Source organism: Rhodanobacter sp. Root179 (assembly GCF_001428465.1).
GTDB lineage: Bacteria > Pseudomonadota > Gammaproteobacteria > Xanthomonadales > Rhodanobacteraceae > Rhodanobacter.
In genome coordinates this window covers 1-23,907 of sequence record NZ_LMHR01000043.1, presented here as the reverse complement: position 1 = coordinate 23,907, position 23,907 = coordinate 1, and the positions used below count along the sequence as shown (strand labels likewise).

Here is a 23,907-nt window from a genome sequence, read left to right as displayed (position 1 = left end):
TTCACTCACTCCTCGCCCTTGGCCACCGGCCGCGACGGGTCGCTGACCCAGCCGCTCCATGACGGCGCGTACAGCCGCGAGCCATGCAGGCCGGCGTGTTCCATCGCCAGCAGGTTGTAGCAGGCGGTGACGCCGGAGCCGCACATGTGCACGACCTGATCGGGCGCGGCGTCGCCCAGTACGGCGGCGAATTCCTGACGCAGCTGGGCCGGCGGCTTGAAACGGCCATCGGCCTGCAGGTTGTCGACGTACGGGCGATTGCGGGCGCCGGGCACGTGACCGGCGGCGCGATCCAGCGGCTCGACCTCGCCGCGATAACGTGCGCCGGCGCGGGCGTCGATCAGCAGCGGCGCCGGCGCGGCATGCAGGGCCGCGTGGTCGACGATCACCTGGCCCGCATCCCGGGCCAGCGTCACCTCGGTGGAAGTGCGCGGACGGACGTCCGTTTCCAGCGGCAGGCCAGCTGCTTGCCATGCGGCGATGCCGCCATCGAGCACCGCCACGTTGCGCACGCCGGACAGCCGCAGCAGCCACCACAGACGCGCCGCCGCCAGCGCCCCCGGCCCGGTGTCGTAGTTCACCACCTGCAGGTCCGGCTTCCAGCCCCAGCGACCGAGCACGGCATTGAAGGCCGACGTCGATGGCAGCGGATGCCGGCCCAGTCCCTCGGGCACGCGCGACATGTCGGAAAGATCGCGTTCCAGGTCGGCGAACACCGCGCCGGGAATGTGCCCGGCCAGGTAGGTGCGCTCGCCCTGCGTGCGGTCGGCCAGGTCGACGCGGCAGTCGACGATCAGCACCTCGTCGGACGGCAGCGCCGCCAGTGCATCGACATCGATCAGGGTGGTCTTCAGCGTCATGTCCGTCCCATCCTCTGCAGCAGGTTGTAAAGCATCGAGGCGGTGGCGCCCCAGATGCGATGGCCACCGTGGACGAATTCCACCATCGGCCGGGTCTGGCCGCGGAACTCCATCGTGTAGCGGCGCAGGTTGGCTGGCTCCAGCAGGAACGCCAGCGGCACTTCGAAGACTTCGGAAACTTCATCCGGCGCCGGATACAACTGCGCACTGACGTCGATGCTGGCCACCACCGGGGTGATGCAGAAGCCGCTGATGGTCTCGAAACGGTCGAGGTAGCCCAGCGGCTTCACCAGCTGGCGATCCAGCCCGATCTCCTCCTCGCTCTCGCGCAGCGCGGTGGCCAGTGCGTCGTCGTCGGCGGGATCGGTGCCGCCACCGGGAAAGGCCACCTGACCGGCGTGCGCCTGCAGGTTGTCGTTGCGCACGGTGAGCACCAGCCGCGGTTGCACGCCTTCGCGAAAGCCCACCAGCACGGCCGCCGGCCGGCGCTCGGTGGTGCCCAGCAGTTGCGCCATGTCCGCATGGTTCCAGCCCGGGCCGGTCGGCGGCGACGACAACGGCAGCAAGGCGTCGATCAGGCCATCGATGCGGTCGTCGATCATGGTTGCCGGCGCAATGGCAGGACCTGCTGCATCACGTACCGGCGTTCGGCCTGGCTCATCATGCGCCAGCGGCCGATCTCTTCGCCGCTGCGCTGGCAACCGATGCAATAGCCCCGCGGGTCCAGCCGGCAGGTGCCGATGCAGGGCGTCAGCGGGGCATCGTGGGCAGCGTCTTCAGCGCGGGCGGGATCGTTCGACATGACCCCGGGATGTTATCACTGCAGGGGTCACGGCCGGGCCGGGTCGGACTTGATCGCCAGCAGTTCGATCTCGAAAACGAGTGCCTCGTTCGGACCGATGCGCGGCAGGGCGCCCGCCTCGCCATAGGCCAGCCGCGGCGGAATCACCACCTTCCAGCGATCACCCGTATGCATGCGCGGAATCACGTCCTGCCAGCCGGGGATCACCTTGTCGACGCTGAAGCTGACCGGCGCACCGTGTGCCCAGGTGCTGTCGAACTCGGTGCCATCGATCAGCATGCCGCGATAGTTCACCGTGACCAGGCTGGTCACGGTGGGACTGACCTTGCCGTCGCCCTTGCTCAACACCCGATACTGGATGCCCGACGGCAACTGCACCACGCCGGGCTGCTGCCGGTTGCTGGCCAGGTAGGCGGCGCTCTTGCGTGCATTCGCCGCGGCGATCCGCTTGAATTCGCTCAGCGCCTCGGCGTGCATCTGCTGGTCGAGGCGCTGCAGCTGCTGGTGCATCTCCTGCATCGACACGCCGGGCCGTCGCCTGGCGTAGGCATCCTCGATCGCCTTCACCAGCACCGGGATCTCCACATCGGGTTTGCCGTCGGCGAACTGGCTGCCGATCTGGTATCCGATCGCGTACGACAGGCTGGCCTTGTCCGTTCGCGCCGGTGCCGGAGCAGCGCTCTGGGCGCAGGCCGCGCCGGCAACCAGCAGCAGACCGAACGCGGCGCAACGCAGATGTGTGATGCCTTGTTCCACCGATCCTTCCTCTCGCCGGCGCGAGCCTTGATCCCGAGCAAACATCCTAAGCGGTTCGCGCATCCCGTGCAGCGGATCGCGCACGTGGCTTGAGAAACCGGGCGGCGGCAAAGGTTCCCGCTGCTACCATCGGCGGCTTGCAACTGTCAGGAGCCAGCCATGGCCTATCGCAATCTCGAAATCGGCAACCGCGGTGCCGTGCGCACCATCGTCGTCAACCGTCCGGACAAGCTCAACGCACTGAACCGCGACACCTTGAACGAACTGACCCTCGCCTTCGCGCAGGCCGGCCAGGACGATGCCGTGCGCGTCGTGGTGCTGACCGGCGCGGGCGAGAAGGCCTTCGTCGCCGGCGCCGACATCGCCGAGATGAACGGCTATACACCGGTGCAGGCCCAGGGCTTCTCGCGCACCGGCCAGCGCCTGATGAGCTCGATCGAACGGCTGGGCAAGCCGGTCATCGCCCGCATCCAGGGCTTCGCCCTGGGCGGCGGCATGGAGCTGGCGATGGCCTGCCACCTGCGCGTGGCCAGCGAGAAGGCGAAATTCGGCCAGCCGGAAATCAACCTCGGCCTGATCCCCGGCTTCGGCGGCACCCAGCGCCTGCTGCGCCTGGCCGGCCGCGGCGCCGCGCTGGAACTGTGCCTGACCGGCGCGGTGATCAACGCGCAGCGCGCGTTCGAGCTGGGCATCGTCACCCGCGTCGTCGCGCCCGAGGCGCTGGACGAGGCGGTCGACGCGCTGGCCGATCAGCTGGCTGCTGCCGCGCCGCTGGCCGCGGCCGGCATCCTCGATGCGGTGCTGCAAGGTGGCGAAACCGCCATCGACCAGGGCCTGGAATTCGAAACCCAGGGCTTCGCGCTGGCGTTTTCCACCGAGGACATGCGCGAAGGCACCGGTGCGTTCCTGGAAAAGCGCAAGGCGGAGTTCAAGGGGCGCTGAGGCCCTGCACGCAGGGCAGGCGCCGCCTGCCCTACTTTTCGGCTTCGTCGAATTTCTTCTCGCCCGCGGTCACCGCCAGCTTCAGGCGATTCTCCGGCGGCGCCAGCGGGCAGACCACGTGCGGCGTGATCGCGCACGGCGGGTTCTCGGCCAGGTTGAAATCCAGCACGAGCTTGCCGTTCTTCGGCGCAGCCGCGTACAGGAAGCGGGCGCCGCCATAGGTCAGCTTCCCCGCCGTGCGGTCGCTGAAGACGAAGAACAGCCGGCCGTCCTCTTCGATCGGCAGCAGCTCGTAGCTGCGGCCGTCACGCCGGAATACCGCCTTGCCGGCGATCGGCGTATCGCTCACGGTGCCGGTGACGTAGGCCATCTTCAACGTGTGCGATGGCTTGAACGGCACCCAGTCCGCCTCGATCCGCCAGGACGGATCGGTCGGGAAATAGTCGAAGCCCGGGAAGTGCGTGCGCAGCGGCGCATCGTTGTCCTTCACCCGCAAGCCGCGCTGCGCGCCGTTCTCGATCACGTACAGATAGCTGCTGCCGAAACCCACCCGGGTCGGTCGCTGCTTGCCGTCGGAACCTTGCGTGCGCAAGACGTTGTCGATCGCCGCCGGTGCGCCGTCGACGGTGATGCCGCGGGTATCCGCCAGATGCAGCCTGACCTGCCCGTCCGTCGCCAGCTCCAGCACGCCCAGGTGCGCAGGGGCACCGGAGACGGGGAAGTGGTTGTCCGGCGCACTGCCCACGCTGTTCGACCCGGGCTCCAGCCAACCCGAGGCAGTCAACGCCAGATAGCCGTCCATCTGCCTGAGTTGCTCGACGCGCTCGCTGCGCGCGCGTTGCACCGAGGCGACGTAATCAGCCGGCGTGGCCGCCGGTGCGGAGAATGCCAGCAGCAGGCCCAGTGCGACCAGCGCGCTCCTTTCAGTGATGCGAGCCACGATAATTCTTCTCCCCCGCGGTCACGCGCAGATCCAGCCGGTTCTCCGGCGGCGCCAGCGGACAGGTGGCGAAGCCGGTGAACGCGCACGGCGGGTTGTAGGCCTTGTTGAAGTCCAGCACGACCTTGCCGTCCTTCGGTGGGTCGATGTACAGGAAGCGCGCCGCGCCGTAGGTTTCCTTGCCGCTGGTGCGGTCGGCGAACACGATGAAATACTGCGCGTCGCCCGGTTCCTCGATCACCGGCAGCAACTCGAAATGCTTGCCGTCGCGGGTGAACTCCAGCTTGCCCGGCACCGGGTACTTGTCGATGGTGCCGATCACCGAGCCCATTTCCAGCGTCTCGCCCGGCTGCGCCGGCACCCAGTTCGCCTCGATCCGCCAGGACGGATCGATCGGGAACGAGTCGATGCCGAGGAAATGCTTGCGCGAGGGCGCCTCGCTGTCCTTCACGCGCAGGCCCTTGCGGCCGTCGCGATCGATCACGTAGAAGCTCGCCGTGCCGAACGCCACCTTCGTCGGCGCCGCATCCGCGGTGGCGTGCGCATCATCCACCAGCACGGCTTCGCTGACGGCCTTGCCGTCGATCGTGGCGTGGCTGTCCTGGTCCAGCACGATCCGCATGCTGCCGTCGGTCGCCAGCGTGACCACGCCGAGATGGGCCGGCCCGGCGGTCAGCACGATGTCGTTGTCGGCGGCGCTGCCGACCCGGTTGGCGCCCGGCTGCAGCCACTCCAGCCCGATCAGGCTGAGCCAGCCGTCCGCGGCGGTAAGTCGTTCCACACGGCCGGCATGCCACTGCTGGATGCCCTGCGTGTAGTTATCGATGTCGGTGGCGTGCACGGTAGCGACTCCCAGAATGGCGGCGGCAACAAAAAGGCTGTTACGGAGCATCGGTTCCTCCAGTGAAACGTTTCTCGACGGCGCGTCAGCGACCGCGCATGAACAACCGGTCCAGCTCGGGCAGGCTCAGTTGCACCCAGGTCGGGCGCCCATGATTGCATTGTCCGGAGCGCTCGGTCGCCTCCATCTCGCGCAGCAGCGCATTCATCTCGGGAAGGGTCAGGCGCCGACCGGCACGTACCGAGCCGTGGCAGGCCATGGTGGACAGCAGTTCGTTCTCCAGTTCCTGCAGTCGGCGCGAGCTGCCGTGCTGGGCCAGTTCGGACAACACGTCACGGCTCAGCTGGGCCACGTCGGCGCCTTCCAGCAACGCCGGGATGCGCCGCACCACGATCGTGGCCGGACCGCTGCGCGAAAGTTCCAGGCCCCAGTCGGCCAGCGCCTCGGCGTGTTCCTCGGCGGCGGCGGCCTCTCTGGCACTCACTGCCAGGCTCAACGGCACCAGCAGCATCTGCGAGCGCAGGTTGCTGCCGACGCGGCCGGATTTCAGCTTCTCGTAGGTGATCCGCTCGTGCGCCGCGTGCATGTCGACCAGCACCAGCCCGTGCGCGTTCTCGGCCAGCACGAAGATGCTTTTCAGTTGCGCGATGGCGAAACCCAGCGGCGGCGCCTCGCCTTCGACCGACTCCGGCAGCGGCGCCGCAGCCACCGGCACGAACGAAGGCTGGCCCAGCAACGCGGCATAGTCGGCCAGCGGTTCCTCACGCGTGCCCAGGCCCAGCCGACTCTGGCTGGACGCACTGGGCCACGCTGACGGATACGCGGTGGCCATCGGCGCCGGATGGGCCTGGGCCGGCATCGAAACAGCTTCCGTCACCGGCAGCGTGCCCAGCCCCGCCCGCGTCTGCGCCAGCGCCTCGTGCAGGGTGCGAAACAGGAAGTCATGCACCAGCCGCTGCTCGCGGAAGCGCACCTCGTGCTTGGCCGGGTGCACGTTCACGTCGACGCCGGCCGGGTCCAGTTCCAGATACAGCACGAACACCGCATGGCGGCCGTGGAACAGCACGTCGGCATACGCCTGGCGCACCGCATGGGCCACGATGCGGTCGCGCACCAGCCGGCCGTTGACGTAGAAATACTGCGAGTCGGCCTGCGCCCGCGACGCGGTCGGCAGGCCGACCCAGCCGGACAGGTGCAGGCCCGCCGCCGCGTGATCGATACGCAGGCTTTGCGATGGAAATTCATCGCCAAGCACCTCGGCCACCCGCTGCAATTGCGCCTGCTGATCGCGGGCGGCCTTCCAGATGCGCACCGGCTTGCCGTTGTGGCTGAGCCGGAATTCCACCGAACCGCGGGCCAGCGCCAGCGACTTCAGCAGGTCGTCGACATGCGCGAACTCGGTGCGTTCGGCGCGCATGAATTTCCGTCGCGCCGGCACGTTGTAGAACAGGTCGCGCACTTCAACGCTGGTGCCGGAAGGATGCTGCGCCGGGCGCGCCGCCTGCAGCTTGCCGCCGTCGACCTCGATGCGGAACGCGGCGTCCTGGTCGCGCACGCGCGAAGTCAGCGCGAAACGCGACACCGACGACACCGAGGCCAGCGCCTCGCCCCGGAAACCCATGCTGGCGACATGTTCCAGGTCGTCGAAGCTGCCGATCTTGCTGGTCGCGTGCGAGGCCACCGCCAGCGGCAGCTCGTCGACATGGATGCCGCCGCCGTCGTCGCGCACGCGGATCAGTCGCGCGCCACCGGCCTCGATGTCCACCTCGATGCGCGTGGCGCCGGCGTCGAGGCTGTTCTCGACCAGTTCCTTGACCACCGAGGAGGGCCGCTCGATGACTTCGCCGGCGGCGATCTGGTTGATGAGTTCGGGGGGAAGCAGGCGGATGACGGTCATCCGCCAACTTTAACAGCGAACAACCGCGATGCCGCGGGGAAAGTCAGCCGGCGGGAATGGTCAGCGTGGTGCCGGCACGCACCGTATTGCTGCTGATCTGGTTCGCGTTCTTCAGTGCGCCGACGCTGACGCCGTACTGGCGCGCGATGCTGCTGAGACTTTCGCCGCGCCCGACCTTGTGCACGTCGCGCCCGGCCGCCTTGCCGGACGACTGACTGGCGCTGGACGCCAGCTGCACGCCATTGCGTCGCGCCGCCTCGGCAGCAAACCAGGTGCCCGGCGGCGGCGTCGATTCAAAATAATTCTTAACGCCGCCCATGACCGCTTCGGCGAGCTTTTTCTGGTGCCCCGGATCGCGCAGCTTGCGCTCTTCGGCCGGATTGCTGATGAAGGCCGTCTCGACCAGGATAGACGGCACGTCCGGCGAACGCAGCACCACGAAATTCGCGCGCTCGACATAGCCGCGATGGGTCGGCCCCAGACGCCCCAGCGCCTTGAGCACGTTGCCGGCGATCATGTCGCTGGCCTGTATCGCCCAGCCCTGCTGCATGTCCAGCAGCACCTTGGCCAGGCTGTCGTCCTTGTCGTCCAGCGAAGTGCCACCGATCAGGTCGGCGCGGTTCTCGCGATCGGCCAGCCAGCGCGCGGCCTCGCTGGTCTTGCCGCGCGGCGACAGCACCCATACCGAAGACCCCTTGGCGTCGCCGCTGGTGAACGCGTCGGCGTGGATCGACACGAACAGGTCGGCATTGTGCTCGCGGGCGATCTTGTAGCGCTGCGCCAGCGGAATGAAGAAGTCGCTGTCGCGCGTCAGCACGGCCTTCATGCCGGGCTGGCGATTGATCTCGGCGGCCAGCTCGCGCGCCACCGCAAGGGTGACGTTCTTTTCCAGCGTGCCGCCCGGACCGTGCGAGCCGGGGTCCTTGCCGCCATGACCGGCGTCGATCGCCACCACCACCTGGCGCTGGCCATTGAGCATCGCTGCCGCCTGCTCGGCGGCAACCCGGCGGCTATGCGTGGGATTGCTGTAGATCGGGACGGGCGCCGGCTTCGCGACCGCAGCGGCAGCCACCGGAGCTTTCGGCGCGGGCGCAGCACTGTCGGCAGCGACATCACGCTCGACCTCGGCGGCGTTGTCGGCCGGATAGAAATCCAGCACCAGCCGATAGTCGCCATCGTCCTTCGGTTTCAGCAGGAAGCTTTTCAGCCGGCTCGACGGATCGACCCTGGCGGTCAGCTGCATGCCACTGCCAAGGCGGGAATGCGTCATGCCGTGGAACAGGCCCTGTGCGGACGGGTCGGAGAAATCACCGCCGGGGTTGCTGTCCGGCAGTTCGATCAGCACCTGGCCATTCTTTTGGCTGATCTTGTACTGCAGCGGGCCGGACGCGTCGAACACCACCCGGGTATAGGCCGGACCGGCCCAGACGCGGACGTCCTTCAACTGCGCGGCACCGGCCGCGCCCACGGGCAGCAGCGCCGCGATCGCGACGGCACACCAGCCGATCCGGTTGTTCAGGCAAGCCCTCATGCTCCGCATTGAAACGCAGGGCGATGCGCATTGCAAGATCTTTCCCTTGAATATCCATAACCTGCGGGGCATTTATCAGGTGAGATCAAGCTAGTGGATGCAACTCGTGTTTCCAGCACAAGTCCTTGGCTTGAACGACCGAATCAGGTTTTTCCAGCGAAAAGAATTACTTGGCAATCCTGTCGAGCAGCCTCGCGCCGCGCCCGCCATGGGCCCGCAGCGATGCCTGACGGCCAGCCCCGGCGTAGTCCAGGGTCACGGCAAGATCCGCCGCGGGCAAAGCTCCGCTGCCGCGTTCGGGCCATTCCACCAGCACCACCGCGTCGGGATCGGCCAGCGCGTCCAGGCCCAGCCATTCCAGCTCGCCCGGATCGGCGATCCGGTACAGGTCGAGGTGCCAGGCGGGCCGTCCGCCTGCCGCATAGCCTTCGACGAGACTGTAGGTGGGGCTCTTCACCCGTTCACCGACTCCCAGCGTCGTCAACAGGGCGCGGGCGAAACTGGTCTTGCCGGCGCCGAGCGGGCCGTGCAGGTAGATCACCAGCCCGCCGTCCAGCGCACCCGCCAGGCGCGCGCCCAGTGCCGCGGTGGCCGCCTCGTCGGCAAGCATCCAGGTCGACACCGCCTGCGCCGGTTCAATCATGGTCACGTTCGTAGCCCGTCATGCCATTGCCCAGTGCCCGCAACGGCGCCAGCAGGTCACCGGCTAGCAGGCCGCGCTCGCCCTGCCGCGCCGCCCGGTCGCCGGCACGGGCGTGCAGGCCCGCGCCAAGCCCGGCCGCCTGCCACGCACTGCAGCCCTGCGCCAGCAGTGCCGCCACGATGCCGGTGAGCAGGTCGCCCATGCCGCCGCTGGCCATGCCCGGATTGCCCCACGGACAGACGTCCAGACGTCCATCCGGATCGGCGACCAGACTGCCGGCGCCCTTCAACACCACGACGGCGTGGTAGCGGCGCGCGATTTCGCGCGCCGCGGCGAAGCGATCCTGCTCGACCTCGCCGGTGGTGATTCCCAGCAGGCGCCCGGCCTCGCCCGGATGCGGCGTCAGCACGGTCGGCGCGGTGAATCGACGCGGTTCGCGCGCCAGCAGGTTCAGGCCATCGGCATCGAGCACCAGCGGCCTGTTCGCGTCCAGCGCGGTCAGCCACAGGGCGTGACCCCAGGCCGCCTGGCCCAGCCCCGGGCCCAGCGCCAGCACGCTGGCACGGTCGAGCTGCGTGGCCAGTGCCTGGGGACCGTCGACACCATGCGCCATCAGTTCCGGTCGCGCCGCGTTCAGCGCGAACACATGGGCCGCCCGCGTCGCCACGCTGACCAGCCCGGCACCGGCGCGCAGCGCCGACTCCCCAGCCAGGTGCACCGCACCGGCCATGCCATGGTCGCCGCCGATCACCAGCACATGGCCGTAGTTGCCCTTGTTGGCGTAACGGTCCCGCGGCGGCAGCGACTCGGCGGACAGCAGACGGGCATCCGCCGGCACCGCCGCGCAGACGCTTTCCGGCACGCCGAGGGTGGCCAGTTCGAGCACGCCGACGTGATCGGCGGCGCGCCCGGTATGCAGGCCGCGCTTGCCGGCGATGAAGGTCACCGTGACATCGGCGCGAATCGCCGCTGCGGCGCAGCTGCCGCGGTCGGTGTCCAGCCCGCTGGGCACATCCAGCGCCAGCACCGGGCGAGCGCTGCGGTTGATCGCCTCGATCAAGCGTGCCGGAGCCGCTTCCGGCTCGCGATTGAGGCCGATGCCGTACAGCGCATCCACGTGCAGTTCCGCTTCGGGAAGCACGGCCTGTTCGTCCCAGACCAGCACCTGCCCGCCAGCGGACTCCCATGCCGCGCGCGCCACCGCTGCGTCGCCATGCGAGCTGGCCGTCAACCCGACCATGTCGACCTGCAGGCCGGCCTCGCGCGCCAGCAGGCCCAGCAGGAAGCCGTCGCCGCCGTTGTTGCCGGGGCCGCAGTGGATGCAGACGTGCTGCACCTGCGGCCAGTGCCGGCGCAGGCTGCTCAGCGCCGCGCTGGCCGCGCGCCGCATCAGTTCGGGCCCGGAAATGCCCAGCGCCGACAGCGCCGCGCGCTCGATCGCGCGCAACTGGTCGACGGTATGCAGGTTGCGGCTGGTCGGGTGGACGGGCATGCGCGAATTATAGGCATGCAGCGCACCTACAATAGCCGGATGTCCGACATCGACGCCCGCACACCCGACTACGCCACGCTCGCCCGCGACATCAAGGGCTGGGCGCGCGAACTGGGTTTCGCCGACACCGGCATCAGCGGCACCCAGCTGGCCGACGACGAACAGCATCTGCTGAGCTGGCTCGATCACGGCCACCACGGCGAGATGGAATACATGGCGCGGCACGGCACCAAACGCACCCGGCCAGCCGAACTGGAGCCGGGCACCCAGCGGGTCATCTCGGTGCGCATGGACTACATCCCGCCCGGCACCGCGAACGCCTGGGGCGTGCTGAATGACGCCGAGGCCGGTTATGTTTCCCGCTACGCGCTGGGTCGCGACTACCACAAGCTGATGCGCGGCCGCCTGCAGAAACTGGCCGAACGCATCCACGGCGTCGTCGGCGACTTCGGCTATCGCGCCTACGTGGATTCGGCGCCGGTGCTGGAAAAGGCGCTGGCGCGCAACGCGGGCATGGGCTGGATCGGCAAGCACACGGTGCTGATCAACCGCAGTGCGGGCTCGTATTTCTTCCTCGGCGAGCTGTACACCGACCTGCCGCTGCCGGTGGACGAACCGGCCAGCGCGCATTGCGGCAGCTGCACGCGCTGCATCGAGGTCTGCCCGACCCAGGCAATCATCGGGCCTTACCAGCTCGACGCCAAACGCTGCATCTCCTACCTGACGATCGAGCTGAAGGGCAGCATCCCCGAAGAACTGCGCGCGCCGATGCGCAACCGCATCTTCGGCTGCGATGACTGCCAGCTGGTCTGCCCGTGGAACAAGTTCGCGCAGACCACCACCGAGGCGGATTTCGCGCCGCGGCACAGTCTGGATGGCGCGAAACTGGTCGAGCTGTTTGCCTGGAGCGAGGACGAATTCCTCAAGCGCACCGAAGGCATGGCGATCCGCCGCACCGGTTACGAAAGCTGGCTGCGCAACATCGCGGTGGCGCTGGGCAATGCACCCCAATCGGCCGCCGCGATCGAGTCACTCAATGCACGCGCCGACGATCCGTCGCCGGTGGTGCGTGAACACGTGGCATGGGCGCTGGCAAAGCAGCGCCGCTGACGCTCAGGGCCTGTGAAGAAAACCAGGTCCTGTGGTTTTCTTCTATCGCGAGTCCGGCGCATGTCCGGCCCTCGGGCAACCGCTCCTGCGTTGCCTCAACCCGGGCATCCATGCCCTCGCCCTGATCGGCCTGAGAAGTTGAAACTCACAACTTCTCAGGCGTCGGCCATCTGCTTCGGGATCGAACGATTGGTGTGGCTGATGCGGTTGCCCGGACCGGCGGCGACGTAGACGCAGGTCGGCTGGTAGTTCTCCAGCTCCGCTTCGCTAAGCTGCACGAAGGCGGCGATGATGATGATGTCGCCGGCCTGGGCACTGCGCGCGGCGCTGCCGTTGACCGAGATGATCCCGGAGCCTTCCTCGGCACGCAGCGCATAGGTGACGAAACGCTGGCCGCTGTTGACGTTCCAGGCGTGGATCTGCTCGTACTCGCGGATGCCGGAGGCGTCCAGCAGCAGACCGTCGATCGCGATCGAGCCTTCGTAGTGCAGTTCGGCGTGGGTCACCGTGGCACGGTGGATCTTGGCCTTGAGCATGTTCAGGTGCATGGGAATCTTGTTTCCGGCGGGGTCAGCCTGCAAAGTCGGGCATTATCGAACTGCTGACGCTGCATCGCAACATCAACGGCCTGTTCCCGGATATGCGGCCACCTCAGTCGAACAGCAAGTTGTCGATCAGGCGCGTGTTGCCCAGCCGTGCCGCCACCAGCGCAATCAGCCCGTCAGACTCGCCGTCGGCCGGTTCGGCCAGGTCTTCGGTACGGCGGATCACCACGTAGTCCGGCACGAAACCCGCACGTTGCAGGCGCGCGGCGGCGGTCTGCTCGATCGCCTGCCACGGATGTCCCTGCGCCAGCAGTTCGCGCATTTTCTGCAGGGTGTCGTGGATCAACGGCGCGCGCGCCCGCTCCTCGGCGCTGAGGTACTGATTGCGCGAGCTGAGCGCCAGGCCATCCTCGGCGCGCAGGATCGGCGCCGCCATCACCTTCAGCGGCAGGCCCAGGTCGCGCACCATCCGCTCGACCACCTTCAACTGCTGGAAGTCCTTCTGGCCAAATACGGCCACGTCCGGCTGCACCAGGTTGAACAGCTTGCACACCACCGTGGCCATGCCATCGAAGTGGCCCGGCCGATGGGCGCCTTCCAGCTCGTCGGTGATCCGCGGCACGCGCACGCTGACGCTGTGCGCGGCACCGAACGGATAGATCGTGGCGACCTCCGGTGCGAACAGCAGGTCGCATTCACTCTCGGCCAGCGCGGCCTGATCCTGCGCCAGGGTGCGCGGATAACGGTCGAAATCCTCGTTGGGACCGAACTGGGTCGGGTTGACGAAGACACTGGCGACGACCCGCTCGGTGCGCGCACGCGCCAGCTTGATCAGCGACTGGTGACCGGCGTGCAGGTTGCCCATGGTCGGCACGAAGCCCACGGTCTGGCCCTGCGTGCGCCAGCCACGGATCGCGGCCCGCAGCGCGGGGATGTCTTGTACGGTCTGCATGATCGGTCGACTCGCAGCCCGGTTGAACGGGCTCAATGAAAACGAAGGTCAGTTGAAACAGTGCTCGGGCGCCGGAAAGGCGCCGCTGCGCACGTCCTCGGCATAGGCGGCAATGGCCGCGGCCACAGAATCGCGCCCGGCGAGGAAATCCTTGCTGAATTTCGGGCGCTTGCCCGGCGTGATGCCGAGCATGTCGTGGATCACCAGCACCTGGCCGTCGCAATGCGGGCCGGCGCCGATGCCGATCACCGGAATCGAAAGCGCCTCGGTCACTCGCCGCCCCAGTTCCACCGGCACGCCCTCCATCACCAGCAGGTCCGCGCCGGCCGCCTGCACCGCCAGCGCCTCGGCCAGCACGCGATCGGCGGCGGCCTGTTCGCGTCCCTGGATGCGGAAGCCGCCGAACTTGTGCACCGACTGCGGGGTGAGCCCCAGGTGCGCACAAACCGGAATGGCCCGCGCGCTCAGCGCCGCGATCGCTTCCTGGATGTGCGGCGCGGCGCCCTCGATCTTGACCATCGCCGCACCGGCCTCGCCGACCAGTCGCGCGCCGGCTTCCAGCGCATGCGCGATATCGCGATCGGCCATGAACGGCAGGTCGGCCACCAGCATGGTGGCCGCCAGTCCGCGGGCCACCGCGGCCGTGTGGTAGACCATGTGATCGAGCGTCACCGGCAAGGTGCTGCGATGGCCCTGCACCACCATGCCCAGCGAATCGCCGACCAGCGCGATGTCGATGCCGGCCGATTCCAGTTGCCAGGCGAAGCTGGCGTCGTAGGCGGTGAGCATCACGATGCGCCGACCCTCGGCCTTCATCGCAAGCAGGCCTGGCACGGTCACCGGCTTGCGGTCGGGGACACTGGCGTTCTGCACGTACACGGCAATTCCTGATCGATGCTGGGCCGCCGATTATCCGGCGCGCCACGTTGAGGGCTCAAGCCACGCGTTCACAACCGGATGGATCGAGCCGGGCCAGTTGTTCAGCCACGGTAGCCTGGCCGGACGGGCGCAGGGTGGGCACAATGTCGCACAGGGGCAGCAGCACGAAGGCCCGCTCGGCCATGCGGGGATGCGGCAGGGTCAGGTCGGGATCGTCAAGCTGCACGCCTTCGACATGCAGCAGATCCAGATCCAGCGTGCGCGGCCCGTTGCGCTCGGCCCGCACGCGACCGGCGCGCTGCTCGATGGCCAGCAGCGCGTCCAGCAAGACATGCGGCGAGAGCTCCGTGTCCAGTTCCACCACCGCGTTGATGAAGGGCGGCTGCTCCAGCACGCCCCACGGCAGCGTGCGATACAGCGAGGAGCGCTGTCGCAGTCGGGTCCCGGGCAGGCGCGCCAGCGCATCCATCGCGTCCAGCACCTGTTGCCGGGGATCGCCGAGATTGCTGCCCAGCGCCACGTAGGCCAGACTCATGCGGAGCCTGATTTGTTGCCCGGCTTGCGACGACGACGGCGTGGACGCGGCGGCTTCGCGGCGACCGGCGCGGGAACGTAATCATTGGCGCCTGCACCGCCACCGGCCGGCAGGGCCGAAGCCAGCACATCCTGCGGCAGCTGCTGGGCGTGGGCCCACCACTGTCCCAGCTCGCGCATCGCCGGTGACTCGTCGGCACGCAGCAGCAGGAAATCGAAGGCGGCGCGGAAGCGCGGATGGGCCATCAGGCGGAATACGCGCTTGCGCTGGATCTGTTCGAAGCGCGGCTGCAACGACCAGATCTCCTCCATGGTGAAGGTGAACCGGCGCGGGATCGCCACGCGCTGGCACTGCTCGCCCACCACGCGGGCGGCGGCCTGCGCCCAGGCCTCGTTGCTTTCGACGCCACGCCCGATCAACTGGTGCGCCACGTCGCGCACTTCGCCCCACAACAGCACGGCGAACAGGAAGGCCGGCGTGACCGACTTGCCCTCGTGGATGCGGGCATCGGTATTGGCCAGCCCGTTCTCGACCAGCGAACGCAGCGCGTCGTCGCCGCGCCGAAGCGCCCGTGCGGTGGCCGGAAACAGGAACTTGAGCAGCCCGCAGTGTTCCAGCATGCGGAAGCTCTTCAGGCCGTTGCCGGACAGGAACATCTTCAGTGATTCGTCGAACAGGCGCGCGGGCGCGGCGTCGGCCAGCAGCGGCCCCAGCGTCTCGAACGGCGCCATCGCGGCGGCGTCGATCTGCATGTCCAGCTTCGCCGCCAGCCGCGCCGCCCGCAGCATGCGCACCGGGTCCTCGTGGTAGCGGACGTCCGGCTCGCCGATCAGCCGCAGCATCCGGTCCTGCAGGTCCTGCATGCCGCCGACGTAGTCGCGCACGGAGAAATCGCTGATGTCGTAATACATCGCGTTGACGCGGAAGTCGCGGCGGATCGCGTCCTCCTCGATGGTGCCCCAGATGTTGTCGCGCACGATGCGGCCATCGACGATGTGACGGTCGCCCTCGCCGCCCTCCTCGCCGGTGCCGCGAAACGTGGCGACCTCGATGATTTCCGGGCCGAACACCACGTGGGCCAGGCGGAAGCGGCGGCCAATCAGGCGGCAGTTGCGGAACAGCTGCTTCACTTCATCCGGCGTGGCATCGGTGGCCACGTCGAAGTCCTTCGGCTGCAGCCCCAGCAGCAGGTCGCGTACCGCACCGCCGACCAGATAGGCCGTGTGCCCGGCCTCGTTCAGCCGGTACAGCACGCGCAAGGCGGCCTTGCTGATGTTCTTGCGCGAAATGATGTGCTGGTCGCGCGGAATGATCCGCAGCGTCGGCGTGGCGTCAGTCCTTGATTGTAGATTCAAGCGGTGGGAATCCTTGGCGGGGCGAAGCTGCCCGTCGGTTGCAATATATCGCGGCACAGAGCAACGCGGGCCGCTCCGCGTGGCGCCGGACACGTGCACCGGCAGGTCCCGTTTCGGGCGACGCAGGCAGATGCACGGCAAGCATTGCCGGGCGAAACAATTCCGTTATACTAGCGCGCCTCGCTGCATAACGCTCCCTTCGTCTAGTGGCCTAGGACACTGCCCTCTCAAGGCGGGAACACGAGTTCGAGTCTCGTAGGGAGCACCAATGCTTGTGCGATCATCCATGATCGCTGCAACATCGACTGCAAGAAGCTAGGGTGCAGACTGCGCTCCGGGTAGAGATCAAAAGCGGCCATCCATGGCCGCACTCCTCACAAAAGCTCGCATTCTGCGACACTCGTCTGCAGTGCATATCCTTTGAGAGCCTCTTCCATGACCTTTGTTGTCATCGACAACTGCATCAAGTGCAAGTACACCGATTGCGTCGAGGTCTGCCCGGTCGACGCGTTCCACGAAGGCCCGAATTTCCTGGTGATCGATCCGGACGAGTGCATCGACTGCACCCTGTGCGAGCCCGAGTGCCCGATCAATGCGATCTACCCGGAAGACGACGTTCCCGCCGGCCAGGAAGCGCTGGTGGCGCTGAACGCGGAGCTGGCCAAGGGTTGGCCGGTGATCACCGAGCGCAAGGATGCCCCGGCCGATGCAAAGGACTGGGAAGGCAAGCCCGGCAAGCTGGAACTGCTGCAGCGCTGATATCGCGGCGCGCCGATGCCCGATGCGAAAACGCCGCCCGAGGGCGGCGTTTTCAATGGCCGGACGGAAGACTCAGCCGCCCAGACGCGACTTCAGCGTATCCACCACCTTGCCCACCGCGGCCGGATTTCCGGTGGCGCGCACTTCGCTGCCACTGGCGCCGCTGGTGTTGATGCTGACCTGCACCTGGTGCGAGCCGGCGCCCGGCGCCTGCACCGCGCTGCTCTTGTCGCGACCGAACATGCGACCGAAGAAGCCCTTCTTTTTCTGCTGGGCAACGGCATCGGACACGTTCAGCGTGTAGCTGTGCGCCGCATCGTCATGCGCGATCACCTCGCCCAGGTTGCCGCCTTCCAGCGCCTGGCCGACACGGCGATAGACGCTGTCGGCGCCATCGGCGACCACGAAGCCGTCGCTGATCTGGCCATTCGACGAACCGACCCGGGCCGTTGCGCCATTGGCGGTCGGCTGGTTGCCACCCGGCGGCGGAATCACCAGCGCTTCGGTGGTGGAAGGCCGGTCAAGCGTGGGCGGAATCTCCAGCGGCGCTTCCTGCAGCGCGGTGTCCCAGGCCTTGTGCGAACGGAATGCGCCGCAGCCGGTGAGCAGCAGGCCACTGAGGGCCACGGCCGGCAAGGCCACGAGGAGCGAAGTTTTCTTCATGTAATCGGATTCCGTAAGGTAAGTCAGGCAACCGTTCCACCGGCCGCAGTCGTCAAGGATGCCAGACTGGACAGCGCTTGGTGCAATCGGGCGCGATCCGGACCGTCGTTCAGTTCCACCAACGGCAACCTCGGCAGGGCCAGTCCCAGCCCCAGCACAGGCAAACCGGCCTTGACCGCGATCGGGTTCGGCGCGCAGTTGAGCGCCTCGACCAGGGGTTCCAGCGCGGCGTGACAGCGCGCGGTGGCCGCCCGATCCCCGGCGGTGGCCGCGTCGCACAAGTCACGAAACGCCCGCGGCACCAGGTTGGCCACCACCGAGATGGTACCGGCGGCGCCGGCCAGCATCGCCTGCCCGGCCGTGCCGTCGTCGCCGGACAGATAGACGAAATCCGGACGCACAAGTTCCGCCAGCGCCGAAATCCGCGGCTGGTCGCCGCGGGCCTCCTTGATGCCCACGATCGCGGGATGATCACGCAGCGCGGCGACCGTCTCCGGCAGGACATCGCAACCGGTACGGGTCGGCACGTTGTAGAGCAGTACCGGCAGCTCGCCGTGTTCGGCCACTTCCAGGTAGTGGCGGCGCATGCCCTCCTGGGTCGGCCGCACGTAGAACGGCGCCACCACCAGGGCCGCATCGGCGCCCAGCGCACGGGCCCGCCGGGTCAATGCCACCGTTTTTGCGGTGCCCGCCTCGCCGGTACCGGCAATCACCGGAACCCGTCCGTTCACCCGATCGACGGCAAACGCCAGCAGGCGCTCGAACTCGTCGTGTTCGAGCATGTGCGCTTCACCGGTGGAGCCGGCCACCACCAGCGCCTGGGTGCCGCCGGCGATCTGGTAATCAAGCAGTCGACCGAAGGCCGCCAGATCAAGCGAGCCATCGGCCGCGAACGGCGTGGCCAGCGCGCAGATGCTTCCGCGAATGTTCAAGACCCGATTCCACTGCAAGGCAAGCCCTGCATGTTACTTGCCGCTTCGCGAGCCGGGCAAGTAAGCTCGATGGGAGTAGTCTCACCGTTCCGCATCACGCGGTCGACGTTACGCAGGCAGACCTCCTTGAAATCCACTTCCGGCTCCGCACGCTCGGGCAACGACAACCAGTTGCTGATCCACGCGCTTACCACCTCGACCCAGTCGCCGCTGCTGGCACTGGCCCGGCGAATCGCCGACGCCGGCTGCAACCTGTCCGAATCGCGGGTCGTCACCATCGGCACGGAAACCTCGCTGATGCTGCTGGCCAGCGGCGCTTGGGACGCCCTGGCCAAGCTGGAAACGGCCCTGGCCAAGCTGACCCGCGACGAGAGCATGCGGCTGGTGCACTACCGCACCGGGCCGCGCGAGAACAGCTCGCACCTGCTGCCTTATCTGGTGGAAGTGGTGGCCGCCGACCGGCCGGGCATCGTGGCCCGCATCGTGGACTTCTTCAGCCAGCACGGCATCAGCGTGGAGCAGCTCAACTCCACCCGCTATCACGCCATGCAGACCGGGGCGGAGATGTTCCAGGCCCAGTTCACCATCGGCATTCCGGCGGAAATCCACATCGCCGCCTTGCGCGACGACTTCCTGGAACTGTGCGACGGCCTGAATCTCGACGCGATCATGGACCCGGTCAAATTCTGAGCCGGTGACATCCGCCGAGCATCGCGCGATCGTGGCGTCCTGACAAGGACTGTCCTGCGCCAAGCCACCCGCGCTAGTCTGTGGCCGTGAGTTGCCGGAGGACCGTTGCATTGCAGCCAGCTTGTCGAATCACCCCGACCCTTTCCGGCGCAACAGCTCGCCCTGCCGCCGTCGCAACGTCGACCTCAGCGGCCTTCTCCATCCTTTCCTTTTCCCACACGTCGCGGCATCGCCTCGCCGCGCAGGACCCCTCATGCCCGATATCGGCAAGAAACTGCCCGCACTGAAAGGCTTCACCGGCGACGGCAGCGAACTGAAGCTGTCCAGCCTCAAGGGACAATGGCTGGTGGTGTATTTCTACCCGAAGGACTCGACGCCAGGATGCACCACCGAAGCGAAGGACTTTCGCGACCTCTACCCGGCCTTCCGCAAGCGCCATGCGCAGATCATCGGTGTCTCGCGCGATTCGCAGAAGTCGCACGCGAACTTCGCCAACAAGCAGGAACTGCCGTTCCCGCTGGTCTCCGATGCCGACGAAACCTGGTGCCGCGCCTTCGACGTGATCCACGAAAAAGTGCTGTACGGCAAACGCTTCATGGGCATCGTGCGCAGCACGTTCCTGATCGATCCGGAGGGCAGGCTGGCCGCGGAATGGCGTGGCGTGAAAGTTTCCGGCCATGCGCAGGCCGTGCTCGACGCCATTCCCGCTGCCTGACCCTGGACGTACCCGCCGGCCCGTTCCTTCCACCCACCAGTGAGGACACTTCCGCATGACCGGAAGCAAGCGCATCTACGCTCTCGACACCAACGTCCTGCTGCATGACCCGACCTCGCTGTTCCGCTTCGAGGAACACGATGTCTTCATCCCGATGACCGTGCTGGAGGAACTGGACGAAAAGAAGAAGGGTGCCTCGGAAGTCTCGCGCAATGGCCGCCAGGTCAGCCGCTTCCTCAACGAACTGGTCGAACTGGGCAAGCAGCACGATCTGGGCGAGGGCCTGGAACTCAGCAATCCGCAGGGCATCAAGCTCAAGCGCGGCGGCTCGGTAGGCCGCCTGTACTTCCAGCATCGCACCAGCAGCAACGGCCATACCAAGGCGGACAACCAGATCCTCGCCGCGGTGATCGAGTTGCGCGACCAGAATCCCGGTCGCGACGTCATCCTGGTCACCAAGGACATCAACCTCCGGATCAAGGCCAGCATCAACGGCATCGTCGCCGAGGATTACGAGAACGACCGCGCGCTGGACGACTTCTCGCTGCTCTACACCGGCTCGGCCGAACTGCCCGAGGACTTCTGGGACCTGCACCCGGAAGTGCGCTCGTGGACCGAGCGCGGCCGCACCTATTACGAGGTGAACCGGCGCGAGCAGGACGACTGGCATCCGAACCAGTGCCTGTACCTGCCGGGCGAAAGCGCGGTCGAGCTGCGCGTGCTGCACCTCGACGAGACCAGTGCCACCTTGCTGCTGCTGGACGACCATTCGCACGCGAACCATCACGTCTGGGGCATCGGCGCGCGCAACCGCGAGCAGAACTTCGCGCTCAACGCGCTGATGGACCCGGACATCGACTTCGTCACCCTGCTCGGCAACGCCGGCACCGGCAAGACCCTGCTGGCGCTGGCCGCCGGCCTGGCCCAGGTGATGGACCAGCAGCGCTACCGCGAGATCATCATGACCCGCGCCACCGTTTCGGTGGGTGAGGACATCGGCTTCCTGCCCGGTACCGAAGAGGAAAAGATGACGCCGTGGATGGGCGCGCTCACCGACAACCTCGAAGTGCTGGCCAATCCCGAGGACGGCGGCAGCTGGGGCCGCCAGGCCACCAACGACCTGCTCGCCTCGCGCATCAAGATCCGCTCGCTGAACTTCATGCGCGGGCGCACCTTCCTGTCGCGCTACCTGATCATCGACGAGGCGCAAAATCTCACCCCGAAGCAGATGAAGACCCTGATCACCCGCGCGGGCCCAGGCACCAAGATCGTCTGCCTGGGCAATGTCGAGCAGATCGACACGCCGTATCTCACCGAGACCACCTCCGGTCTCACCTACGCGGTCGATCGCTTCAAGAACTGGGAGCACTCCGCCCACATCACCCTGCGCCGCGGCGAGCGGTCGCGGCTGGCGGACTTCGCGGCGGAGTCGCTTTAGTACCGGGATTCGGGATTCGGAAAAGCCGAAGCCGGCGCTTCGTCGATGACTGGAAACTCCCCCGCGGGGCTGAATGTCGCGCGGGGGATTCGGCGGGCACCGAGCCGGGGCGCGGCAAACGCGTAGAATGGCAGGCCCCGGAGTCCCTGCCACGGCTGCTCGCGTTGCCATGATCCTCACCCCTCGCCTCATCCTGCTTGCCGTATTCGTGTTCTTCGCGCTGTGCGTGCTGCTGGTGCACCTGCGCGGTCGCGTGCGGCTGCGTTTCGATCGACAGCTGGTCGACCACTCGGCGATCTTCGCCCCGTACAACCTGCTGATGTACGCGTTTTCCGCCGTGCCGGCGAAACCCATCCTCGATCGTCGCGGCTTTCCGCAACTGGACCTGCTGCAGGCGAACTGGCAGGCCATCCGCGACGAAGCGCTGCAGCTGTTCGACGAAGGCCACATCCGCGCGGCCGCGAAGAACGACGACGCCAGCTTCAACAGCTTCTTCAAGCAGGGCTGGAAGCGTTTCTACCTGAAGTGGTACGGCGAGCCGCTGGCCTCGGCCGAGGCGCTGTGCCCGAAGACGGTCGAGTTGCTCAACGCGATTCCCGGCATCAAGGCGGCGATGTTCGCCACGCTGGCGCCGAACAGCAAGCTCAACCCGCATCGCGACCCGTTCGCCGGCTCGCTGCGCTACCACCTGGGCCTGATCACGCCGAACTCGCGCGACTGCCGCATCTTCGTCGACGGCGAGGAGCACGCCTGGGGCGACGGCAAGGACGTGGTGTTCGACGAGACCTTCGTGCACTGGGTCGAGAACAAGACCGACCAGACCCGGGTGATCCTGTTCGCCGACGTGGAGCGTCCGCTGCGCACGCGCTGGATGAGCGCGATCAACCATCGCGTCGGCGCGTTCATGGGCAGGATCACCGCCTCGCCGAACAGCGACGCCGGCACCGAGAAGACCGGCTTCGTGAACCGCCTGTACGCGCTCAGCCAGCGCAAGGGCGCCACGCATCGCTGGAAGGTGGAGTTCAAGCGCCGCCACCGGACGCTGTACAAGGCCTTCAAGTACACCGGCATCGTGCTGCTGATGTGGCTGATCTTCCTGGCGCCGTGGCCGTTGTTCCGCTGAGCAGTCACATCGCGTGAGTGGCGCGCGTCCTTGATCAGGATGCCTCAACCGAGAACGCCATGGACCCGCAAACCGCCCTGTTCCAGCAACACCGCCCCCGCCTGTTCGGGCTGGCCTACCGCATGCTCGGCACGCCCGCCGACGCCGAAGACGTGCTGCACGATGCCTGGCTGCGCTGGCATGCGCAGGACACTGCCGCGCTGGACGATCCCGAAGCATGGCTGGTGACCGTCACCACCCGGCTGGCGCTCGACCGCCTGCGACGCGCCCGGACCGAGCGCGAACACTATCCTGGCCCCTGGCTACCCGAGCCGCTGCTGGTCGACGCCGACCAGCCCGAGGCGCAACTGGAGCGGGCGGAAAGCCTGACCCTCAGCTTCCTGCTGCTGCTCGAACGGCTCAGCGCCGAGGAGCGCGCCGCCTTCCTGCTGCGCGAGGTGTTCGATTACAGCCACGCCGAGGCCGCGGCGATGCTCGAGATCAGCGAAGACGCCTGCCGCCAGCGCGTGCACCGGGCGAAACAGCGTCTGCGCCAGGAACGGCCGCGCCCGGACGCGCCCGATACCGATCGGCAGCACCGTTTGCTGGAGCGCTTCGCCGAGGCCCTGCAACAACCGGACATGGACACCTTGCGCGCGCTGTTCGCCGAGGACGCGGTGCACATCTCCGACGGCGGTGGCCTGGTCACCGCCACCCTGCGCCCCCTGCACGGTGCCGAACGCCTGGCCCGGCTGTATCTGCAGATCGCCCTGCATCAGCGCGGACAGGGCGTGCGCCATGAAATCCATCGGCTCAACGGCACGCCTGCCCTGCTCAGCTGGCAGGGCGACACCCTGATATCCGCCAGCTGGATCGACGAAGACGAAACGGGAATCAGCGCGATCCACGCCTTGCGTCACCCCGGAAAGCTGGCCCGGCTGGCGGCTGTCACGAAATCGCCCGGCCCTGCGTCCTTGCATTGAACGGCCACTGCGGCCGCACCACAGAAAGGAGTTCCCCCATGTCATCCCGTCAATCCTCGGTCCCCACCCAGGAAGCCATGAAGCCACTGTTCGCCCTGAACAAATACGTGCACTCGGGCAGCCTCGAACCGGCCCTGATCGAGCTGGTGCTGATGCGAGCCTCCCAGCTCAACGGCTGCGCCTACTGCCTGGACATGCACAGCAAGGATGCCCGCGCTGCCGGCGAAACCGAGCAGCGGCTGTATGTGTTGCAGGCCTGGCGCGAAGCGCCGTTCTACAGCGATCGCGAGCGCGCCGCGCTGGCGTGGTGCGAGGCAGTCACGCGGCTCGATCCGGTCCACGGGGTAGCCGACGACGTCTACGAGCAGGCCCGCGCGCAGTTCAGCGAAAAGGAACTGGGCGATCTCAACATGGCGGTGATCCTGATCAACGCGTGGAACCGCATCGCGATCCCGTTCCAGAACCCGCCGGGCGCGTACCAGCCCGCAAAGTACTGAACATCGCGCCCATGAAAAAAGCCGCGGCGGCCACCGCGGCTTTTTTTT

General features: G+C 67.4%; 24 protein-coding genes, 1 tRNA gene and 1 pseudogene. 10 read left to right on the top strand and 16 right to left on the bottom strand.

The annotated features are described in order from the left end of the window. Positions 1-5: 5 nt before the first annotated feature. The 3 genes and pseudogenes from ASD82_RS02620 to ASD82_RS02610 form a co-directional block, all read right to left on the bottom strand. A complete protein-coding gene (locus ASD82_RS02620; protein ID WP_056714979.1) occupies positions 6-860 on the bottom strand; it encodes a sulfurtransferase in 855 nt (284 codons plus the stop codon). Beyond that, a pseudogene (locus ASD82_RS02615) lies at positions 857-1,662 on the bottom strand (DUF1289 domain-containing protein). The gene ASD82_RS02620 and the pseudogene ASD82_RS02615 overlap by 4 nt, the downstream one beginning before the upstream one ends. 27 nt (positions 1,663-1,689) lie before the next feature. Next, positions 1,690-2,418, bottom strand: coding sequence for an FKBP-type peptidyl-prolyl cis-trans isomerase (locus ASD82_RS02610; RefSeq protein ID WP_007806123.1), 729 nt, complete (start codon positions 2,416-2,418; stop codon positions 1,690-1,692). 159 nt (positions 2,419-2,577) lie between these two features. Between ASD82_RS02610 and ASD82_RS02605 the strand changes: the two genes are divergently transcribed. Then, complete coding sequence (locus ASD82_RS02605) at positions 2,578-3,360, top strand: enoyl-CoA hydratase-related protein (RefSeq protein ID WP_056714976.1); 783 nt, start codon at positions 2,578-2,580, stop codon at positions 3,358-3,360. A 31-nt stretch (positions 3,361-3,391) separates the two neighbouring features. Here ASD82_RS02605 and ASD82_RS02600 read toward each other — a convergent pair whose 3' ends face one another. The 6 genes from ASD82_RS02600 to ASD82_RS02575 form a co-directional block, all read right to left on the bottom strand. Further along, positions 3,392-4,300 (bottom strand): DUF1684 domain-containing protein, encoded by a 909-nt coding sequence (locus ASD82_RS02600; RefSeq protein WP_056714974.1) that lies wholly within the window; start codon positions 4,298-4,300, stop codon positions 3,392-3,394. Continuing rightward, positions 4,284-5,192, bottom strand: coding sequence for a DUF1684 domain-containing protein (locus ASD82_RS02595; protein ID WP_056714972.1), 909 nt, complete (start codon positions 5,190-5,192; stop codon positions 4,284-4,286). The genes ASD82_RS02600 and ASD82_RS02595 overlap by 17 nt, the downstream gene beginning before the upstream one ends. A gap of 34 nt (positions 5,193-5,226) precedes the next feature. Next, positions 5,227-7,038 (bottom strand): DNA mismatch repair endonuclease MutL, encoded by a 1,812-nt coding sequence (gene mutL / locus ASD82_RS02590; protein ID WP_056714969.1) that lies wholly within the window; start codon positions 7,036-7,038, stop codon positions 5,227-5,229. Positions 7,039-7,081: 43 nt separating this feature from the next. Next, positions 7,082-8,569 carry an N-acetylmuramoyl-L-alanine amidase gene (locus ASD82_RS02585; RefSeq protein ID WP_056714966.1) on the bottom strand — a complete coding sequence of 496 codons (1,488 nt, stop codon included), beginning with the start codon at positions 8,567-8,569 and terminating at the stop codon, positions 7,082-7,084. A gap of 166 nt (positions 8,570-8,735) precedes the next feature. Further along, positions 8,736-9,212: a tRNA (adenosine(37)-N6)-threonylcarbamoyltransferase complex ATPase subunit type 1 TsaE gene (gene tsaE, locus ASD82_RS02580; RefSeq protein WP_157598976.1), complete on the bottom strand. Its 477-nt coding sequence runs from the start codon at positions 9,210-9,212 to the stop codon at positions 8,736-8,738. Next, positions 9,205-10,704 carry a bifunctional ADP-dependent NAD(P)H-hydrate dehydratase/NAD(P)H-hydrate epimerase gene (locus ASD82_RS02575; RefSeq protein WP_056714960.1) on the bottom strand — a complete coding sequence of 500 codons (1,500 nt, stop codon included), beginning with the start codon at positions 10,702-10,704 and terminating at the stop codon, positions 9,205-9,207. Before ASD82_RS02575 ends, tsaE begins: the two co-directional genes overlap by 8 nt. Before the next feature lie 15 nt (positions 10,705-10,719). Here ASD82_RS02575 and queG point away from each other — a divergent pair, with 15 nt between their 5' ends. Next, the gene (queG, locus tag ASD82_RS02570; RefSeq protein ID WP_056714957.1) at positions 10,720-11,814 is read left to right on the top strand and encodes a tRNA epoxyqueuosine(34) reductase QueG; all 1,095 of its coding nucleotides are present in this window, start codon (positions 10,720-10,722) and stop codon (positions 11,812-11,814) included. A gap of 155 nt (positions 11,815-11,969) precedes the next feature. Here the strand turns inward: queG and panD are convergent, their stop codons facing one another. The 5 genes from panD to pcnB form a co-directional block, all read right to left on the bottom strand. Next, complete coding sequence (gene panD, locus ASD82_RS02565; protein WP_007806142.1) at positions 11,970-12,362, bottom strand: aspartate 1-decarboxylase; 393 nt, start codon at positions 12,360-12,362, stop codon at positions 11,970-11,972. 103 nt (positions 12,363-12,465) lie between these two features. Further along, positions 12,466-13,311 carry a pantoate--beta-alanine ligase gene (gene panC, locus ASD82_RS02560; protein ID WP_056714954.1) on the bottom strand — a complete coding sequence of 282 codons (846 nt, stop codon included), beginning with the start codon at positions 13,309-13,311 and terminating at the stop codon, positions 12,466-12,468. Positions 13,312-13,359: 48 nt separating this feature from the next. After that, positions 13,360-14,190, bottom strand: coding sequence for a 3-methyl-2-oxobutanoate hydroxymethyltransferase (gene panB / locus ASD82_RS02555; protein ID WP_056714951.1), 831 nt, complete (start codon positions 14,188-14,190; stop codon positions 13,360-13,362). A gap of 55 nt (positions 14,191-14,245) precedes the next feature. Further along, positions 14,246-14,725, bottom strand: a complete 480-nt coding sequence (gene folK, locus ASD82_RS02550) for a 2-amino-4-hydroxy-6-hydroxymethyldihydropteridine diphosphokinase (RefSeq protein ID WP_056714948.1) — start codon at positions 14,723-14,725, stop codon at positions 14,246-14,248. Further along, a complete protein-coding gene (pcnB, locus tag ASD82_RS02545) occupies positions 14,722-16,080 on the bottom strand; it encodes a polynucleotide adenylyltransferase PcnB (RefSeq protein ID WP_056714943.1) in 1,359 nt (452 codons plus the stop codon). The genes folK and pcnB overlap by 4 nt, the downstream gene beginning before the upstream one ends. A 192-nt stretch (positions 16,081-16,272) precedes the next feature. On the opposite strand from pcnB, the gene ASD82_RS02540 reads away from it, so the two are divergent. Continuing rightward, positions 16,273-16,348 (top strand) — tRNA-Glu (locus ASD82_RS02540). 167 nt (positions 16,349-16,515) lie between these two features. After that, positions 16,516-16,839 carry a ferredoxin FdxA gene (fdxA, locus tag ASD82_RS02535; protein WP_056714941.1) on the top strand — a complete coding sequence of 108 codons (324 nt, stop codon included), beginning with the start codon at positions 16,516-16,518 and terminating at the stop codon, positions 16,837-16,839. A gap of 72 nt (positions 16,840-16,911) precedes the next feature. Here the strand turns inward: fdxA and ASD82_RS02530 are convergent, their stop codons facing one another. Next, a complete protein-coding gene (locus tag ASD82_RS02530; RefSeq protein ID WP_056714938.1) occupies positions 16,912-17,502 on the bottom strand; it encodes a hypothetical protein in 591 nt (196 codons plus the stop codon). A gap of 23 nt (positions 17,503-17,525) precedes the next feature. Further along, positions 17,526-18,434: a 4-hydroxy-tetrahydrodipicolinate synthase gene (gene dapA / locus ASD82_RS02525; RefSeq protein WP_056714936.1), complete on the bottom strand. Its 909-nt coding sequence runs from the start codon at positions 18,432-18,434 to the stop codon at positions 17,526-17,528. 126 nt (positions 18,435-18,560) lie between these two features. On the opposite strand from dapA, the gene ASD82_RS02520 reads away from it, so the two are divergent. The 6 genes from ASD82_RS02520 to ASD82_RS02495 all read left to right on the top strand — a co-directional run bounded on the left by ASD82_RS02520 (position 18,561) and on the right by ASD82_RS02495 (position 23,859). After that, positions 18,561-19,124 (top strand): glycine cleavage system protein R, encoded by a 564-nt coding sequence (locus ASD82_RS02520; RefSeq protein WP_200950205.1) that lies wholly within the window; start codon positions 18,561-18,563, stop codon positions 19,122-19,124. Between the two features lie 253 nt (positions 19,125-19,377). Beyond that, positions 19,378-19,839, top strand: a complete 462-nt coding sequence (locus ASD82_RS02515; protein WP_056714932.1) for a peroxiredoxin — start codon at positions 19,378-19,380, stop codon at positions 19,837-19,839. Positions 19,840-19,894: 55 nt separating this feature from the next. Continuing rightward, positions 19,895-21,277, top strand: coding sequence for a PhoH family protein (locus tag ASD82_RS02510; RefSeq protein WP_007806163.1), 1,383 nt, complete (start codon positions 19,895-19,897; stop codon positions 21,275-21,277). Between the two features lie 169 nt (positions 21,278-21,446). Continuing rightward, complete coding sequence (locus ASD82_RS02505) at positions 21,447-22,400, top strand: aspartyl/asparaginyl beta-hydroxylase domain-containing protein (protein ID WP_007806164.1); 954 nt, start codon at positions 21,447-21,449, stop codon at positions 22,398-22,400. Between the two features lie 59 nt (positions 22,401-22,459). After that, positions 22,460-23,362 (top strand): RNA polymerase sigma factor SigJ, encoded by a 903-nt coding sequence (gene sigJ / locus ASD82_RS02500; RefSeq protein WP_056714929.1) that lies wholly within the window; start codon positions 22,460-22,462, stop codon positions 23,360-23,362. Positions 23,363-23,400: 38 nt separating this feature from the next. Further along, the gene (locus tag ASD82_RS02495; protein WP_056714925.1) at positions 23,401-23,859 is read left to right on the top strand and encodes a carboxymuconolactone decarboxylase family protein; all 459 of its coding nucleotides are present in this window, start codon (positions 23,401-23,403) and stop codon (positions 23,857-23,859) included. Positions 23,860-23,907: the final 48 nt, after the last annotated feature.